The organism is Rhabdothermincola salaria (assembly GCF_021246445.1).
Classification (GTDB): Bacteria; Actinomycetota; Acidimicrobiia; order Acidimicrobiales; family Acidimicrobilacustridaceae; genus Rhabdothermincola_A; species Rhabdothermincola_A salaria.
The window spans coordinates 177,135-193,462 of the sequence record NZ_JAJQXW010000004.1; the positions used below are offsets into that span (position 1 = coordinate 177,135).

The following is a 16,328-nucleotide window of genomic DNA, read 5'->3' on the forward strand; positions in this document are numbered from 1 at the left end:
GGCGGGGGCGGTCGCTGGGATCCGGGCGGCGGCCGGGATCGCTCATGTGGGGGCGGTGGCCAGGATCAGGCAGTGGGGGTGCGGGTAGCCGTGGTCGAGGCGCTTCACCATCGTCGTGCAGCCCTGACCCTCGAGATGGGCGGCGAGGGCCCGGGGCTCGGCGGAGTCCACGCCGGTGCCGTCGGTGGTGCGCGACAACCGGGTGGCCGCCACCTCCTGCACGGCGGCCAGACGGGCCTTCCAGCGAGGTCGGGTGTCGACCTCCTTGATCACCAACAGCCCACCAGGGGCGAGCGCCTCGACGCAGTCGTCGAGCAGGGCTCGGCGGGCGTCGTCGCCGAGGAGGTGGAGCACGTCGGCCACGACGATCGAGCGCCAGCCGCCGTCGAGGCGCGGCACGCGGCCGTCGCCCGCCTCGAAGTGCAGCTCGGCCTCGCCGGGGCGAAGGCGCCGGGCCGCCTGTCGGGCCACGGCGACCTTGTCGCGATCGATGTCGGTGCCCACGACCTGACGGGCCCGTCCGGCGACGGCCAGGTAGGCGGCGAACAGCCCGTCGCCGCAGCCGAGGTCGAGCACCGGGCCGGCCAGGGGCACCTCGAGCTCGAGGGCGGCGAAGGGTGCCGTCCACCACCGCACGGCGGTGCGCACGCGCGCCCCCATGGGTGCCTCGGCGTAGAGCCCCAGCGCCCGCTGGGCGGCCGGGGAGCGGGGTCCCTGCATCGAGTCTCCTTCCGTGTCGAGGACGCGGTGCCGCCGAGCGGAGGTGTCCATCTGGCACCGCAACGTAGTGGCCACGCCCTTACCGGTCCCTTCGTGGGCCACCGCCCGCCGCCGCGCCACCGAGGCCGCCGCACCCCCACCGGTAGGCTCGTCGTGCCCCTGTAGCCAAGCGGTCAAGGCAGCGGACTTTTAATCCGAAGAGCGTGGGTTCGATCCCCACCAGGGGCACCGCCGGAGACCGGAGCGCAGCCTCACTCGTCCCGGGCGAGGAACGACGCCACCTTGGCGGTGACCACGGCGAAGGCGCTGATCCCCACCAGCATCGTCAAGCCGGCCACGATCCGGCCGGCGGAGGTGACCGGGTAGATGTCGCCGTACCCGACCGTGGTGATGGTTACGGTCGACCACCAGAGGGCATCGAAGAACGATCCGAGCCGTTGGCCCTCCCCGACCTCCTCCACCATCGTGAAGGCCACGGCCGCCGAGATCCAGGTCAGCCCGGCCGCGCTGAGGGCCACGGTCGCGGCGTGCTTGCGCAGGACCTGTCGACCGTCTCTCGCGGCGAGGCCGCTGATGGGGCGTGATGTACTCGGCCGTCAGGGTTGGGTCGTCGATGCCCGCCACCGTCGACACACTAGGAGCCGACCCGAGCGCGGTCCGTCGAGGCGGCGCCCGCTGGCCATCCGGCCGGTGCCTGACGGGAGGCGGGTGGGCGGCCGTTGGCTTCGATCGCTCCACGCTGGGGGCGAACGGGCCCGACAACCCCCCGAACGGAGGGTCTCGTCGGGCCATCCGCCCGTCGACCAGGGATTTCGCCGTGCTCTACGATCAGCCCCGCTGGAGCCGCTGGAGCCGCGACGTCGTCGCTCCTCGATGCTTCGGTCCCACCCGGGCGCGCCGAGCGTGACCGGCCCCACACCAGCGACGAGAACCATGTTGTTGCACAAGCAGTTCCGCTTCGAGTCAGCCCACCTGCTGCCCAACGTCCCGGAGGGGCACAAGTGCCGTCGTCTGCACGGCCACTCGTTCCGGGTCACGGTGTGGGTGCGAGGCGACGTCGGCGAGGAGTCCGGTTGGGTCATGGACTTCGCCGACCTCACGGCCGCCTTCGCCCCCCTGCACGACCAGCTCGACCATCGCTACCTCAACGAGATCGAGGGCCTCGAGAACCCCACCAGCGAGCGGTTGGCGATCTGGATCTGGGACCGTCTCGAGCTCCCCGGCCTGGCCCGGGTCGACGTGCACGAGACGTGCACGTCGGGCTGCCGCTACGAGGGCCCGACCAGCTGAACCCGGCGACAGGTCGACAGAGACCCGGGCGGGCCGGAACCCGGGAGGCCCAGGGTCAGACTGCGGTGGCGACGCCGGTGCGGGCCGCCTCGAGGACCAGTTCCCACTGCTCGACGCTGAGCTCGCCGCTGACCCGCTGGACGACGTTGCCCTCGCTGTCGACGACCACGAAGGCGGGGAAGCCCTGGATGCCGTAGGCGGCACCGCCGGTACTGGCCTCGTCGTCGACGAGGGTGGGCACGCTCCACCCCTCCCGCACCAGCCACTCACCGGGCGGGAAGTTCAGTTGGCTCGAACTCGAACCGGTGGCCATGGCCACCACGTCGACGTCGTCGGGCATGCCGTTGGCGTCGAACCACTCCTGCAGGCGGGGCACCTCGGCCTGGCAGTTGCCGCACCAGTGGGCCAGTCCCAGCACGATCATGGGCTTGCCGGCGGGAGTGATGGTGATGGGCGAGCCGTCGAACATCTCTCCCTCGACCGTCGGCAGAGGCATGCCGGCCGCGGCATCGGCACCTCCTCGTGCCGCCGGGGGCAGCGCGGTGCCCTGCACCTCCACGGTGCCGAACTCCACGTCGCCCTCGGGCACCACGGTTCCGCCGCTCGGAGACGCCGAGCCGCCCTCGGGTCCCCCGGTGCTGGATCGCGACACGGCCACGGCGACCACACCGGCGATGACGACGATGACGGCCAAGGCGATCCAGAGCGCAGGACTGCGGTTCTGTCCGGACTGCGACGCCTGGTGCACCTTGGCGGAGTGCGAGGTGGATCGAGAGGGACGGTTGCTCACGGAGCACCTCCGGGGTCTGGGCTCGCCGGTGAGGTCGGGCGGGCCACGAAGAGCAGGGCGATCATGACGAGGGAGGCCGAAAGGGCCATGAAAGGCAACGAGACGAAGCCGAACTCCCACACGTAGCGGGCGGTGCAGGGGGCGTCGGCGGTGCAGAAGGCCGTGTCGGAGGCGGGCGGGTAGGCCTGGATCCAGGTGTGGTACGCCGAGATGACCGCTCCGATGACGAGCACCGGCACCGCGTAGACGCGGACGGCGGCGTCGCGGCGGACGGCGGCGATGGCCAGGATGACCGCGAAGGGGTAGATGGCGATGCGCTGGTACCAGCACAGCTCGCACGGCAGGTAGTTCTCGACCTTGGAGTAGTACAGCGACCCCAGGGTGGTGACGGTCGCCACGATCCAGGCCAACCACAGCGCGGCACGGCCGATCTCGTCGCGGATGCTCACCAGCCACGCGGGGCGACGGGTCCGCCACACCAGCGCCCCCACGGCGATGGCGACGGCTCCCGCCATCGACAGCAGGGCCAGCAGGGCGAAGAAGGTCGAGAAGGTGTCGACGGTCATGTCCCGGCCATCCTCGCACGGCGCGCCGGCCGCCACCCAGCGCCGCGCAGCCGTCGAGGACGGGACCAAAGACCCCTCACGACCCAGTCTCCGGGCCCTGCCTGGGGCCCGGTACCCCGACGACGATGCGCAACGACCGTGCCGGCCCTCGGCGGCACGGCGACCCCCTCAGCGCTAGGAGTCCCATGGCCCCCAACGAAGACCGGAGCATGTTCACGGTGTTCGCGTCATTGACCGCCGTGATGGCGTTCCTGATCGCAGCAGTGGGCATCGTCGTCGTCGTCAACGACGACCCCAGCACCAGCACGGTCGCCACCGCCGCCCCGGTGACGGTGACCCTCACCGAGTTCGCCGTCGCCCCCGCCATCATCACCGCCCCCGCCGGCGGGAGCCTCAACGTCGTCAACGGCGGCTCGATGGCCCACAACCTGGTCGTGGTCGACCAGGGCCTCGGCACGAGCGACCTGGTGGGCGGGCAGTCCGAGCTGCTCTCCCTGGGGAACCTGTCCCCGGGCGAGTACACGGTGATCTGCGACATCCCCGGCCACGAGGCCGCCGGCATGGTCGCCACCCTCGTGGTGACCGAGGCCGGCGCGGACGCCGGCGAGCTGGCGGTGGGAGCCGACGCCGGGGGCACGGCCGACGCCGCCCACGGAGGCAGCGCCGAGATCGACTTCGCGGCCATGGACAAGGCCATGATCGACGGGGCCAACGAGTACCTCGACGCCTTCGCCGAGTTCGGCACCGGTGTGCCCACCGAGGGCCGCGGCAACGAGCTGCTGCGCCCCGAGGCCGGCCCCGACGGGGTCAAGGAGATCACCCTCGAAGCGTCGCTCATCGACTGGGAGGTCGAGCCCGGCAAGTGGGTCAAGGGCTGGGCCTACAACGGCATGATCCCCGGGCCGTCGATCCGCATCGAGCCCAACGACACCGTGCGGGTCACCCTCATCAACAACACGCCGCTCGGTCAGGACATCCACTGGCACGGCATCACCGCACCGTTCCCCATGGACGGCGTGGCTCCCATCACCCAGCCCATGGTCGAGCCCGGGGAGACCTTCACCTACGAGTTCACAACCCCCGACCACCACGAACTGGGCATGTACCACCCCCACAACGGCGGCGCCCACACCATCGTCAACGGCATGTACGGCCAGTTCCAGATCGGCGACGTGCCCCTGCCGGCCGGGCGCACCATCTCGGGGCGCACCATCCCCGCCGACCTCCAGGTCGACCGCCACATCCCGATGGTCCTCAACGACGCCGGCACCATCGGCCTGAGCCTGAACGGCAAGAGCTTCCCGGCGACCGACCCGATCGCCATGGCGGCCGGCGAGACCCTCATGGTCACGTACCACAACGAGGGGCTGAGCTGTCACCCGATGCACCTGCACCGCGTGCCCCAACTGGTGATCGAGAAGGACAGCTGGCCGCTCGACCAGCCCTACTGGGCCGACACCGTCAACATCTGCCCGGGCGAGCGCTACACCGTGCTGATCATGCCGGAGGCCGAGGACGCCGGCATCTGGGCGTACCACTGCCACATCCTCACCCACGCCGAGACCGAGGAAGGCCTCAAGTACATGGTCACGGTCCTGGTGGTCACCGACCCGAACGCCACCGAGGCCTGACGCCCGGGGGCGGACTCCCCCGAAGACGACGAGGCCCCCGGCTCCGAGCCGGGGGTCTCGTCGCGTCCTCCCCTCGGGAGCCGACGGGAGCCCTGCCGAGGACGCGCCGGGACGTGCGGCCGCGAGACGGGCCGGGCGGGTCAGCCGGACGCGGCGTCGGCCGGCACGATACGCCGACCGCTCACCCGCTCGGGGTGCACGGCCACGAAGTGGGGCTTGTCGTGCTCGGACCAGGGCTGCAGCTCGAGGGCTTCGGCCCGAGCCAGCTCCTCGGGCGTCTCCACCACCCGGGCCCACCCGGTGACCACCACGCTCCAGGCCGCACGGCTCCCGGGATCGGTCCAGTCGATCTCGAACGCGACCGGCGTCCCCCGCACCGTGGCGTCGAACTTCGTGCCCGGGGCGGTGCGGAACACGATGTGCTCGCCGTCCATGGCGTAGTTCACCGGGAAGATCACCGGGTGCCCGGCGTCGACCACCGCGATGCGCCCGATGTCGGTGGTGCCCAGCAACTCGAGGCACTCGGCACGGTCCATGACCTCGATCCCGGTGCGGGCATCGATGAGTCGCATGGCTTCACCTCCGTCGGGGCGGGCCAGTCCCCGCCGTCTCGTGTGGCCATCGTGGCAGACCGATCCCGTCGGCCGACAGGGACCAACGTCCAGAGTCGGCCCGACGCTCGAACCCGGCCCCATAGGGTGGGGTCGTGGCCGACAACCCCAGTCCTGCCGTCGTCGTGGCCGTCGACTTCGCCGACCCCACCGACCGCCTGGTGCGCGAGGGCCTCACCATCGCGGCGGCGACCGGCGGCGATCTCGTGCTCGTGCACGCCGCGGCCGAAGAGCCGGCGTTCGTCGGCTACGACACCGAGGACTTCGAGCGCCACACCCGCGACGCTCGAGCCGACGAACTCACCGACGAGCACCGGGCTCTCCGCGAGCTGGCCGAGCGCACCGACGCCCTGGCCCCCACGATCTCGGTGCGCTCCCTCCTCGCCATGGGCCCCACGGCCGAGACGCTGCTCCGCGTCGCCGACGACGTGGGCGCCGGCCACCTGGTGATCGGCAGCCACGGTCGGGGGCGCCTGCACCACCTGCTGGTGGGTAGCGTGGCCGAGGAGCTGCTGCGCCGCACCACCGTCACGCTGGTCGTGGTGCCCGTCCGCTCGACCTGAGCAGTCGGGACCTTCCGCCCTTCCCGCCGGTGCACGCGGTGACGCACGCTCGCAGCACAAGGGGAGGACGCCTTCCCCCTGTGATCCCGGGGCCGGACCCGCCGGCCCACCGAGGAAGGACCATCATGGACGTTCGAGAGCTCGAGGTCAGCGTGGCCACCAGGGGTGAGATCCCCCAGGCGGCACGAGAGTACGCCGTGGAGAAGATCACCCAACTCGGGCGCTTCACCCGCAAGCCGATCCTCTTCGCCCAGCTGAAGCTCTCCCTCGAAGCCAACCCCGCCCAGGCCCGCCCGGCCGTCGCCGAGGCCACCCTCGACGTGAACGGGCAGCCGGTGCGGGCCCACGTGGCCGGCGCCGACCTCATGGAGGCCGCCGACCTGCTCGAGAACCGGCTCCGCCGCAACCTGGTGCGCCACACCGAACGCCAGGAGCCGGGCGCGGAGCGGCCGGTGTCCGCCGAAGGCGAGTGGCGCCACGGCAGCGAACCCACCCGCCGACCCGACTACTTCGACCGGCCGGTCGAGGACCGTGAGGTCGTCCGCCACAAGACCTTCGCGCTCGATCCCATGACGACCGACGAGGCCGGCCTCGATCTCGAGCTGCTGGGCCACGACTTCTACCTGTTCACCGAAGTCCACACCGGCGCCGAGGCCGTCCTGCACGTCCTCGACGACGGTGGCCTCGAGCTGCAGCAGGTGGGCGGTCGCACCGATCGGCCCGCGGACTGCCACGAGTCGATCGCCATCGGCCCCCCGGCGCCGGAGCTCACCCTGCCCGAGGCCGAGGAACGCCTCGATGTGGGCCACGAGCGCATGGTGTTCTTCGTCGACGCTGAGACCGGTTCGGGCCAGGTGGTCTACCGCCGCTACGACGGTCACTACGGTCTGATCACGCCGGCCTGACCGGTATCGACGACACGGAGTCGTCCCAGCGCCCGAACTCGGGCCTGGGACGACGAGCCGGGAGGAGCGCGACGATGAGCAAGATCGTGGTCGGGGTGGACGCCTCGGAGGGGTCACGTGCCGCGTTGCGGTGGGCCCACCAGGAAGCCGGGTTGCGCCGTTGTCCCCTCGTGGTGGTGACCGTGTGGCAGTACCCGGTGCTCACCACCCTGCCGGCGTTCGGGGCCCTGCCCCCCATCGAGGACCTGAGCCAGGAGGCCGAGGCCGCCCTGCGCCAGGTGCTCGACGAGGAGGGCGTGGCCGCGACCGACGACGTCGAGATCGAGACCGTGGTCGCCGAAGGGGCGGCGGCCGCCGCGCTGCTCGAGGCGGCCGACGGTGCCGACCTGCTCGTCGTGGGCAGCCGGGGTCACGGCGGCTTCACCGGCATGCTCCTCGGCTCGGTCAGCCAGCACGTCGTGAGCCACGCGCCCTGCCCGGTCGTCGTCGTCCGCCACTGACCACCGACGGACGACCCGTCACCCTGGCCCGGGTCGGCCCGGGGTGGACCACCGTGCACTAGACACAAGGCATGACTGCGGTGGCAGGGGATCCGACGCGCCTGGAGGGACTCACCGCGGCGGAGGTGGCCGAGCGGCGGGCCGCCGGACTGACCAACGACGTCCCGGATCCGACCAGCCGGACAGTGGCCCAGATCGTCCGGGCCAACGTCTTCACCCCCTTCAACTTCCTGCTGGGCTCGCTCCTCGTCGTGATCCTGGCCGTCGGGCAGTTCCGTGACGGCCTGTTCGGCATCGTCCTGGTGCTCAACGCCCTCATCGGCATCGTGCAGGAAGTCAGGGCCAAGCGATCACTGGATCGGCTGGCCGTCCTCAACGCCCCCCGGTCCCGGGTGCGGCGCGACGGCGAGGTCATCGAGATCCCCTCCAAGGACCTGGTGGCCGACGACCTCATCGTGCTCCAGCTCGGTGACCAGATCGCCGTCGACGGGGAGGTGCTCCTCGAGACCGGCCTGGAGATCGACGAATCGCTGCTCACGGGAGAGGCCGACCCCGTCGACAAGGGGATCGGTGACGGTGTGATGTCGGGCAGCTTCGTCGTGGCCGGGAGTGGGAGCATCCGAGCGACGAACGTCGGCAGCGAGGCCTACGCGTTCAAGCTCTCCAGCGAGGCCCGTCGCTTCTCGCTGGTCAAGAGCGAGCTGCGATCCGGCATCGACCGGATCATCAAGATGCTCAGCTGGCTGATGGCACCGACGGCCGTGCTGCTGGTGACGGCCCAGATCGCCGCCGACGTCGGTGTCGTGGCCGCGGTGCAGGGGTCGGTCGCCGGTCTCGGCGCCATGGTCCCCGAGGGGCTGATCCTGCTCACCAGCATCGCCTTCGCCGTGGGTGCCACCCGGCTGGCCGGCAAGAAGGTGCTCACGCAGGAGCTGGCGGCCATCGAAGGGCTGGCCCGGGTCGACGTGATCTGCCTCGACAAGACCGGCACCCTCACCGAGGGTGCCCTCACCCTCGCCACGGTCGAGCACCTGAGCGGCGACTCGGGTTCGACCCAGCCCGACACGGGCGCCGTGCTCGCGGCCATGGGCGCGGCCGACGACCATCCGAACCCCAGCCTGGCCGCCATCGTGGCGGCCTACGACCGGCCGCCCGGGTGGACCATCGACGATCTGGTGCCGTTCTCGTCGGCCCGCAAGTGGAGCGCGGCGGCCTTCACCGACCACGGCGCGTGGTTCCTCGGCGCTCCCGACATCCTCCTGACGCGGGCCCCCGACGGCCACGCCGCGAACGAGGCGAGCGAGCGCCTCGAGCACTATGCGAGCCGTGGCCGACGGGTCCTCCTCCTCACCCAGGCACCGGGAGGGCTCACGGGGGAGCAGCTGCCGGCGGTGCTCGAACCCACCGCGCTCGTCGTCCTCGACGAGCAGCTCCGCGAGTCCGCTCCCGCCACCATCGCCTACTTCGGCGAGCAGGGCGTGGCCGTCAAGGTGATCTCCGGCGACAGCCCGATCACGGTGGGCGCAGTGGCCGAGCGGGTGGGCGTGCCCGGGGCCCACGAGCCCGTCGACGCCCGCGACCTACCCGACGACGACCAGGAAGCGCTGGCCGAGATCCTCGAGTCCCACTCGGTGTTCGGGCGGGTCACCCCTCAGCAGAAGCGAGCGATGGTGCACGCCCTGCAGAGCAGGGGCCACACCGTGGCCATGACCGGCGACGGGGTGAACGACACCCTCGCCCTCAAGGACGCGGACATCGGCGTGGCCATGGGCTCGGGTTCCGCGGCCGCTCGGGCCGTGGCCCGCTTCGTCCTGTTGGCCAACGACTTCTCCGTCTTCCCGTCGGTCGTGGCCGAGGGTCGACGCGTCATCGCCAACGTCGAGCGGGTGGCCAACCTCTTCCTCACCAAGAGCTTCTACGCCATGAGCCTGGCTCTGGCCACCGGCGTGGGGCAGCTCCCCTTCCCGTTCCTCCCACGCCACTTCACCATCATCTCGACGCTCACGATCGGGATCCCCGGCTTCTTCCTCGCGCTGGCGCCGAACAGCCGGCTGGCCCGACCGGGGTTCCTGGGCCGGGTGCTGCGCTTCGCCATCCCCGCCGGCGTGGTCGCCGCCATCGCCACCTTCGCCGCCTACCTCGTGGCGCGAGACGGCTCCGACGACGACCTGGCCGAGGCCCGCACGGTGGCCGTGATCGTGCTGTTCGTCGTCGCCCTCTGGGTGCTGGGGTTCCTCAGCCGCCCCCTCACCAGTTGGCGCGGAGGGCTGGTGGTCGCCATGGGGCTGCTCTTCGTCGTCGCGCTCGCGGTGCCGTTCTCGCAGGACTTCTTCGCCCTCGTCCTCCCGGATGCCATGACCATCGCCGCCGCGGTGGGGATCGGCGCCATCGCCGGGGGGCTCCTCCAAATCGGCTGGCACCTGAGCGGCTGGGCTCCGCCACCGGCCAACGCCCCCCACGACGTCTGACCCTGCACCGAGCGCGCCTACTCGACGCTGCGCCGATGCCGTTCGTTGAGCCGTGCCGCGTAGACGGCCGCCTCCGTGCGACGCTGCATGCCCATCTTGGCCAGGAGGTTCGACACGTAGTTCTTCACCGTCTTCTCGGCGAGGAACATGCGGTCGGCGATCTCGCGGTTGGTGAGGCCCTCGGCCAACAGATCCAGGATGCGTCGTTCCTGGTCGGTGAGGTGCTCGAGCTTCTCGTCCTCGCCGGACCCGGTGCGCAGGCGCTCGAGCACCTTGGCGGTGACCCCGGGGTCGAGCAACGACTGCCCTGCCGCCACCTTGCGGATGGCCTCCACCAGCTCCGTGCCCCGGATCTGCTTGAGGAGGTAGCCGGCGGCCCCGGCCATGATGGCGTCGAACAGGGCCTCGTCGTCGGCGTAGGAGGTCAGCATCAGGCACTGCACCTCCGGCATCTTGGAGCGGATGTCGCGGCAGACCTGCACACCGTCGCCGTCGGGGAGCCGCACGTCGAGCACGGCCACCTCGGGCGCCGCGGCCGGCACCCGGCGCAGCGCTTCCTCGGCCGTGCCGGCCTCGCCCACGACCTCGATGTCGCCCGCAGCTTCGAGCAGCTCGCGCAGCCCACGGCGGACGATCTCGTGGTCGTCGAGGAGGAACACCTTGATGGTCACGAGGCCATTCTGCCTGCTGGCGGGCCGCCGACCGGCATGCGGTGCCGACCGGGAGCGGCCTGGGAGCGTCCGGTGACCCACCGGTAGCATCCCCGCATGCCCACGCCGAGCGTCGACCACAAGGAGCTGCAGCACCTCCTCGACGCCATCAACAGCGTCGGCTCCGAGCTCAGCCTCCCGGTCGTGCTGCGGCGCATCGTCGACGCCGCCACCGTGCTGGTGGGGGCCCGGTACGGCGCCCTGGGAGTCCTCGACGAGACCGGCACGGGCCTCTCGGAGTTCCTCACCACCGGTCTCGACGAGGAGGCCGAGGCCGCCATCGGGCCCCTCCCCCAGGGCCACGGGATCCTCGGGCTGTTGATCGTCGACCCCCGCCCCATCCGGCTCCCCGACCTCACCGCCCACCCCGACAGCTACGGCTTCCCGCCCAACCACCCGCCGATGACGACGTTCCTCGGCGTCCCCATCCGCGTGCGCGGCGCGGTGTTCGGAAACCTGTACCTCACCGAGAAGGCCGACGGCGCCGCGTTCACCGACGTCGACGAGGAGCTGGCCGTCGGCCTGGCGGCCGCGGCCGGGGTCGCGGTCGAGACCGCCCGGCTCCACGACCAGGTGGGGCGGCTGCGGGTGGTCGAGGATCGCGAGCGCATCGCCCGCGAGCTCCACGACACCGTCATCCAACGGCTCTTCGCCACCGGCCTGGCGCTGCAGAGCGCCGCGGCCCGCACCTCCGACTCCGCCATGGCCGAACGGCTGGCCCATGCCGTCGACGACCTCGACGACACGGTGCGCCACATCCGCACCACCATCTTCGAGCTGCAGCGCGACCGCATCCCCGGACGCAGCATCCGCCGAGAGGTCCTCGACCTGGTCACCGAGACCACCGAGTCCACGTCCCTCGAAGCCGTGGTGCGCTTCGAGGGACCGGTCGACCTCACCGTGCCCGAAGGAGTGGCCGACCAGCTCGTGGCCGTGGTCCGCGAAGCCGCGACCAACGTCGTGAAGCACGCCGAGGCCTCGGCGGTCGACATCCGGGTGCGCGTCGGCGACGACACCCTCACCCTCACCGTGATCGACGACGGGGTCGGCGTGCCCCTCGAGCGCCGAGCCGACGGCAACGGGCTGGGCAACCTCCGCCACCGGGCCGAGCGCCTCGGCGGCTCCATGGCCGTCGACCACGGAGTCGACGGTGGCACCACCCTCGAGTGGCGCGTCCCGCTCAGCCCCTGAGTTCCGGGCTCCCCCCGACCTCGGCGCCCCGCTGCACCAGGGTCACCGCCCGGGCCACGACATGGTCGATCGGCGCATCGGTGTCGAGCACCAGGGCCTCGGGCCAGTCGTCGGTGTCGGCCGCCATGGCAGAGGCCACCGCCTCGTCGGCGTCGGACGCCCCGCCGCCCGCGGCCCGGCGGGACCGGATGCGCGTGGCCGCCACCTCCGCCGGGCAGACGCAGCGCACCTCGACCAGGTCGACCTCGGCCTCCGCGGCGAGACGACGAGCGGCCCGGCGGTGGGCCTCGTCGCTCCAGGATGCGTCGAGGACGACCGTGGTGCCCCGTCCGAGAGCCACCCGAGCGCGGTCGAGCATGGCGTCGTAGGTCGCCGAGGTGGTGGCGGGGTCGTAGAGGCCCTCTCGGTACCCGGCCGGGGCCGGCCGGTCCCCGGGGATCCCGGCGCGTTCCTTGCGGGTGAGATCGGAACCCAACACGATCGCGTCGGTCTCGGTGCTGAGGACCTCGGCCACGGTCGACTTGCCGGTGCCGGGCAGACCCCCCACCAGCACCAGGCGCACCTCGGCGGCGGCCAGGTCCCGGCGGGCCAGGTCGACCAGGGCGCGGGCCTGCTCGGTGGCCGCCGCCTGCGCCGTCCCGGCGTCGAGCTGACGGGCGCGCAGAGCCAGCACCTTGGCGCGGATCAGCGCCCGCCGGGCGGCGAAGAACGCCACCAGCGAGGCCGGGGCCCGGTCGCCGGAGTAGCGGCGGTAGGCATCAGCGAAGGCCTCGCCGAGGTCGGCTCGACCCAGCCGCTGCAGGTCCATCACCAGGAAGGCCACGTCGTCCCAGACGTCGACGTGGCGGAGGCGATCGGAGAACTCGATGCTGTCGAGCACCCGGGGGCCGTCGTCGAGGCAGAAGACGTCCTCGGCCTGGAGGTCACCGTGACCGTCCACGACGTGCCCCCCGGAGGCCCTCTCGGCGAACAGCGGGGCCCGGCCCGCCAACCAGCGCCGAGCCGCCCCGGCCACCTCGGCCAGCACCGCCGGGTCGAGGACGGGCGCGTCGCCCTCGGCCCCGGCCCGCAGCTCTTCCAGCTCGCGCTCGAGGGCGGTGGTGGCCGCCGCGTGGCCGGCGTCGACCTGGAGGGTCGGACCCCGGCGGGCGTCGGCATGGAAGTCGGCGATCGTGCGTGCCAGCGCGTCGAGCCCCTCGGCCAGGCCCGGGTCGTCGTCGGTCACCAGCGTGGCGAGGCGGCGATCGGGAGGCAGGCGGACCATCTCGACGAGGTGGTCGCGTAGGCGGCCCTCGGCGTCGACCACGTCGAGGACCCCCAGGTACACGTCGGGGCTCAGACGGCGGTTGACCTGGACCTCCCGGTGGCACGCCTCACGGCGCTGCTCGCGACGGCGGAAGTCCAAGAAGTCGAAGTGGACCGGCTTCTTGAGCTTGTAGACGCGATCACCGACGAACGTGAGCACGGAGATGTGGGTCTCGACCACGGCCGCCGGGCCCACCCAGCCGGCCGCCGGACGCGGGGCCACCGCGGCGGCTCAGGTCGGGCCGGTCGCGGTGACGGCCGGCATGCTCTGGTGGGCGCCGCGACCGTCGCCGTGACCGGGCTGACGCCAGAAGCGCCGGCCGCTCACCAGCTCGGTGCTGATGGTCACCCACTGGTCGGCGGTGTCGCCGACCCAGAGGGCTCGGTCCCCCACCGGTGGCGGCTGCTCGGGCGGTTCGCCCAACACGGCCGTCGAACCCCGTACCAGCACGCTCCAGGCATCGCCGGTGCGGGCGTCGTAGTCGTCGGCCTCGAACGCCACCACGGCCCCGGCCAACGCGGCGTCCAGCTTGGTGCCTCGCGCCGTGCGCACGACCAGACGCTCCCGGTCGACGACGAAGCTCACCGGCAACACGACGGGCAGGGCATTCATCGACAGGCCGAGGCGCCCCACCGGGACGGTGCGCAGCAGGGCGAGGCAGTCCTCTCGTCCCAGCACCTCGAGGCCGTTGCGGTCCAGCTCCATGGGGTCAATGCTGGCGGCGTCCCCACGAAGCCCACTAGGGCCGAACGACCCCGGTACTGTCATCGCCATGCCCGCTCCGGTGGTGCCGATGAAAGCGGTCGCCACCGACCAACTGCCCCCCGACGACGACCGCTGGGCGTTCGAGGTCAAGTGGGACGGCATGCGCGTCGTCGCCGAGGTCCGAGCGGCCACGCCCGGTGGCGACGAAGGGGCGCTGCGGCTGTGGTCGGCCAGCGGGTCCGACGCGACCGACCGCTTCCCGGAGCTGGCCGGCCTCCCCGGCGCGGTGCACGAGGCCGGGTCCGTCGTGCTCGACGGCGAGGTGGTGGCCCTCGATCCCACCTCTGGCCGGCCCGAGTTCGGCCTGCTCCAGCCCCGCATCCAGGCCACCACCCCCGGTGCGGTCCAGCGGGCGGCGGCGCGCCAGAGCGTGCAGTACATCGTCTTCGACGTGGTGTCGGTGGACGATCAGCCCCTCCTCGACCACCCCTACCGAGACCGCCGGAGCCGGCTCGAGGAGCTCCTCGAGGCCGGCCCCAACTGGCGGGTCGGCCCCAGCCAGCGCGGCGACGGCGAGCTCCTCCTCGACGCGGTGCGCCGCCAGGGCCTCGAGGGCGTGGTGGCCAAGCGGATCGACAGCCCCTACGTGGCCGGCAGCCGTTCGTCGGCCTGGCGCAAGATCAAGGTGCGCCTCCACCAGGAGCTGGTGGTCGGGGGTTGGCTCCCCGGCGAAGGAGGTCGGGTCTCGACCTTCGGCGCCGTGCTGGTCGGCTACCGGGATCCACCGGCGCACGGTGCAGAGCCGGCCGGTCCCCTGCGCTACGCCGGACGGGTGGGCACAGGCTTTCGCCAGCGCGACCTGATCACCACCCTGACCGAGCTCGAGCGCCGGCAGCGACCCAACTGCCCCTTCGATCCGCCTCCCCCCGCTCCGGTGGCCCGCCTCGCCCGCTGGGTGGATCCGACGCTCGTGGCCGAGGTGGCCCATGCCGAATGGACCCGCGACGGAGTCCTGCGCCACCCCTCGTTCCTCGGCTGGCGCACCGACAAGGACCCCTCCACGATCGGACGTACCCCGTGAGCACCGACCGCCACCACACCGCCGGGCCAGGAGGCGACGAGGCGGCCGAGTCCGATCCCGGCTCCTCCGCCCTCACCGACGGCGCGCCGACCGCACCGACCGACCCCGCCGTGCGGCGGGCCCGATCCACCTCCCTGCCCCTGCTGTTCCTCGTCACCGGCGCCATGTCGCTCGGCTACGGCAGCATCCTCACGCTGCTCGCCGACATCCGCGACCAGTTCGGGTTCGACGACGCCGCCGTCGGGCTCATCGCCTTCGCCGGCTTCCTCACCGGCTTCGCCAGCCAGGTGGGGCTCTCCCGCTTCGCCGACCGCGGCCACACCGCCACCATGGTGCGCACCGGCATCACCATCGCTGCGCTGGCCTCGGGGTGGATGCTGGTCGCCGACCAGCTCTGGCAGTGGGTCGGCGCCCGTCTCCTGCTCGGGCTCGGGGCGGGCATGGTCGGTCCGGCCGTCCGCCGCCTGGTGATCACCCGGGATCCGGCCAACGTCGGCGCCAACCTCGGGCGCCAGGCCGCCTTCGACGTCGGCGGCTTCGTGGTCGGGCCCCTCCTGGCCGCCGCGGCCGCCGAGCTGCTGGGGCTACGAGCGCCCTTCGGTGTCCTCATCGTGCTGTACGGGGCCGTGCTGGTGCTCCTCGCCCGCATCGACCTGACCTCCGCCGAGACAGAACGCTCGCACCGGGCCATGCGCAGCCTCCTGGCCCGACCCGCCGTCCAGGCCGCCCTGGCCGGCGCCATCGCGTTCTACCTCACCATCGGGATGTTCGAGGCCCTCTGGTCGTTGCTGCTACGCGACCTCGGTGCCGCCACCTGGCTCATCGGGGCGACCCTCAGCTTGTTCACCATCCCGATGGTGCTCTTCGCCCCCCGAGGAGGTCGCGCCGCCCAGGAACGAGGACCCATCACGGTGCTCTCGGTCTCCATCACGGTGGCAGCCGCCTGCACCCTCGTCTACGGCTTCGGACCGTTGTGGTTGCTCATCGTCATCTCGGGGGTCCACGCCCTCGCCGACGCCTACACCCTTCCGTCGAACCAGGTCGGCGTGGCCCTCGCCAGCCCGCCCGACCAGCTGGCCAGCGGCCAGGGGCTGCTCGGCGCCACCGGCCTGGCGGTGGCCGGGCTGGCGGCCCTCGGGGGGGCGGCGGTGTACGAGGCGTTCGGGCGGGCGACCGTGTTCAGCGGCACCGCGGCGCTGATGATGGTGTTCCTGCTCCTCGCCCGCTGGCGCTTCGCCGTCCACGTCCGCGACCAGGCCGTCGCCGACCCGGCCTGAACGACGATGCCGAT

At 72.3% G+C, this 16,328-nt stretch carries 17 protein-coding genes and 1 tRNA gene; 10 read left to right on the forward strand and 8 right to left on the reverse strand.

The window, feature by feature from the left end; translation table 11 throughout:
• Positions 1-42: 42 nt before the first annotated feature.
• The gene (locus LUW87_RS16055) at positions 43-720 is read right to left on the reverse strand and encodes a class I SAM-dependent methyltransferase (protein ID WP_232672218.1); all 678 of its coding nucleotides are present in this window, start codon (positions 718-720) and stop codon (positions 43-45) included.
• Positions 721-875: 155 nt separating this feature from the next.
• On the opposite strand from LUW87_RS16055, the gene LUW87_RS16060 reads away from it, so the two are divergent.
• A tRNA-Lys gene (locus tag LUW87_RS16060) sits at positions 876-948 on the forward strand.
• Positions 949-971: 23 nt separating this feature from the next.
• Here the strand turns inward: LUW87_RS16060 and LUW87_RS16065 are convergent.
• The gene (locus tag LUW87_RS16065; RefSeq protein ID WP_232672219.1) at positions 972-1,238 is read right to left on the reverse strand and encodes a potassium channel family protein; all 267 of its coding nucleotides are present in this window, start codon (positions 1,236-1,238) and stop codon (positions 972-974) included.
• Between the two features lie 415 nt (positions 1,239-1,653).
• On the opposite strand from LUW87_RS16065, the gene queD reads away from it, so the two are divergent.
• The gene (gene queD, locus LUW87_RS16070) at positions 1,654-2,010 is read left to right on the forward strand and encodes a 6-carboxytetrahydropterin synthase QueD (protein ID WP_232672220.1); all 357 of its coding nucleotides are present in this window, start codon (positions 1,654-1,656) and stop codon (positions 2,008-2,010) included.
• 55 nt (positions 2,011-2,065) lie between these two features.
• Here queD and LUW87_RS19375 read toward each other — a convergent pair whose 3' ends face one another.
• Complete coding sequence (locus tag LUW87_RS19375; protein WP_232672221.1) at positions 2,066-2,800, reverse strand: TlpA family protein disulfide reductase; 735 nt, start codon at positions 2,798-2,800, stop codon at positions 2,066-2,068.
• Positions 2,797-3,366 carry a disulfide oxidoreductase gene (locus LUW87_RS16080; RefSeq protein ID WP_232672222.1) on the reverse strand — a complete coding sequence of 190 codons (570 nt, stop codon included), beginning with the start codon at positions 3,364-3,366 and terminating at the stop codon, positions 2,797-2,799. The genes LUW87_RS19375 and LUW87_RS16080 overlap by 4 nt, the downstream gene beginning before the upstream one ends.
• A 185-nt stretch (positions 3,367-3,551) precedes the next feature.
• On the opposite strand from LUW87_RS16080, the gene LUW87_RS16085 reads away from it, so the two are divergent.
• The gene (locus LUW87_RS16085) at positions 3,552-4,997 is read left to right on the forward strand and encodes a multicopper oxidase domain-containing protein (RefSeq protein ID WP_232672223.1); all 1,446 of its coding nucleotides are present in this window, start codon (positions 3,552-3,554) and stop codon (positions 4,995-4,997) included.
• Between the two features lie 140 nt (positions 4,998-5,137).
• Here the strand turns inward: LUW87_RS16085 and LUW87_RS16090 are convergent, their stop codons facing one another.
• The gene (locus LUW87_RS16090) at positions 5,138-5,569 is read right to left on the reverse strand and encodes a pyridoxamine 5'-phosphate oxidase family protein (protein WP_232672224.1); all 432 of its coding nucleotides are present in this window, start codon (positions 5,567-5,569) and stop codon (positions 5,138-5,140) included.
• A gap of 134 nt (positions 5,570-5,703) precedes the next feature.
• Here LUW87_RS16090 and LUW87_RS16095 point away from each other — a divergent pair, with 134 nt between their 5' ends.
• The 4 genes from LUW87_RS16095 (at position 5,704) to LUW87_RS16110 (ending at position 10,044) form a co-directional block, all read left to right on the forward strand.
• Positions 5,704-6,171: a universal stress protein gene (locus LUW87_RS16095; protein ID WP_232672225.1), complete on the forward strand. Its 468-nt coding sequence runs from the start codon at positions 5,704-5,706 to the stop codon at positions 6,169-6,171.
• Between the two features lie 125 nt (positions 6,172-6,296).
• Entirely contained in the window at positions 6,297-7,076 is a 780-nt protein-coding gene (locus LUW87_RS16100; RefSeq protein WP_232672226.1) for a ribosome hibernation promotion factor, read from the forward strand.
• A 74-nt stretch (positions 7,077-7,150) separates the two neighbouring features.
• On the forward strand, positions 7,151-7,576 hold the full coding sequence (locus LUW87_RS16105; protein WP_232672227.1) for a universal stress protein: 426 nt from the start codon (positions 7,151-7,153) through the stop codon (positions 7,574-7,576).
• A 71-nt stretch (positions 7,577-7,647) separates the two neighbouring features.
• A complete protein-coding gene (locus LUW87_RS16110; protein ID WP_232672228.1) occupies positions 7,648-10,044 on the forward strand; it encodes an HAD-IC family P-type ATPase in 2,397 nt (798 codons plus the stop codon).
• A gap of 17 nt (positions 10,045-10,061) precedes the next feature.
• Here LUW87_RS16110 and LUW87_RS16115 read toward each other — a convergent pair whose 3' ends face one another.
• On the reverse strand, positions 10,062-10,715 hold the full coding sequence (locus tag LUW87_RS16115; protein WP_346742579.1) for a response regulator: 654 nt from the start codon (positions 10,713-10,715) through the stop codon (positions 10,062-10,064).
• A 96-nt stretch (positions 10,716-10,811) separates the two neighbouring features.
• Between LUW87_RS16115 and LUW87_RS16120 the strand changes: the two genes are divergently transcribed.
• Entirely contained in the window at positions 10,812-11,945 is a 1,134-nt protein-coding gene (locus LUW87_RS16120) for a GAF domain-containing sensor histidine kinase (RefSeq protein WP_232672229.1), read from the forward strand.
• Here the strand turns inward: LUW87_RS16120 and LUW87_RS19380 are convergent.
• Together LUW87_RS19380 and LUW87_RS16130 are read right to left on the reverse strand one after the other, a co-directional pair.
• Positions 11,935-13,473 carry a bifunctional aminoglycoside phosphotransferase/ATP-binding protein gene (locus LUW87_RS19380; protein ID WP_232672230.1) on the reverse strand — a complete coding sequence of 513 codons (1,539 nt, stop codon included), beginning with the start codon at positions 13,471-13,473 and terminating at the stop codon, positions 11,935-11,937. The genes LUW87_RS16120 and LUW87_RS19380 overlap by 11 nt on opposite strands.
• Positions 13,474-13,482: 9 nt before the next feature.
• Positions 13,483-13,956 carry a pyridoxamine 5'-phosphate oxidase family protein gene (locus LUW87_RS16130; protein ID WP_232672231.1) on the reverse strand — a complete coding sequence of 158 codons (474 nt, stop codon included), beginning with the start codon at positions 13,954-13,956 and terminating at the stop codon, positions 13,483-13,485.
• Between the two features lie 67 nt (positions 13,957-14,023).
• Here LUW87_RS16130 and ligD point away from each other — a divergent pair, with 67 nt between their 5' ends.
• Positions 14,024-15,037: a non-homologous end-joining DNA ligase gene (gene ligD, locus LUW87_RS16135; protein ID WP_232672232.1), complete on the forward strand. Its 1,014-nt coding sequence runs from the start codon at positions 14,024-14,026 to the stop codon at positions 15,035-15,037.
• Positions 15,034-16,314 (forward strand): MFS transporter, encoded by a 1,281-nt coding sequence (locus LUW87_RS16140; protein ID WP_232672233.1) that lies wholly within the window; start codon positions 15,034-15,036, stop codon positions 16,312-16,314. Before ligD ends, LUW87_RS16140 begins: the two co-directional genes overlap by 4 nt.
• Positions 16,315-16,328 lie beyond the last annotated feature (14 nt).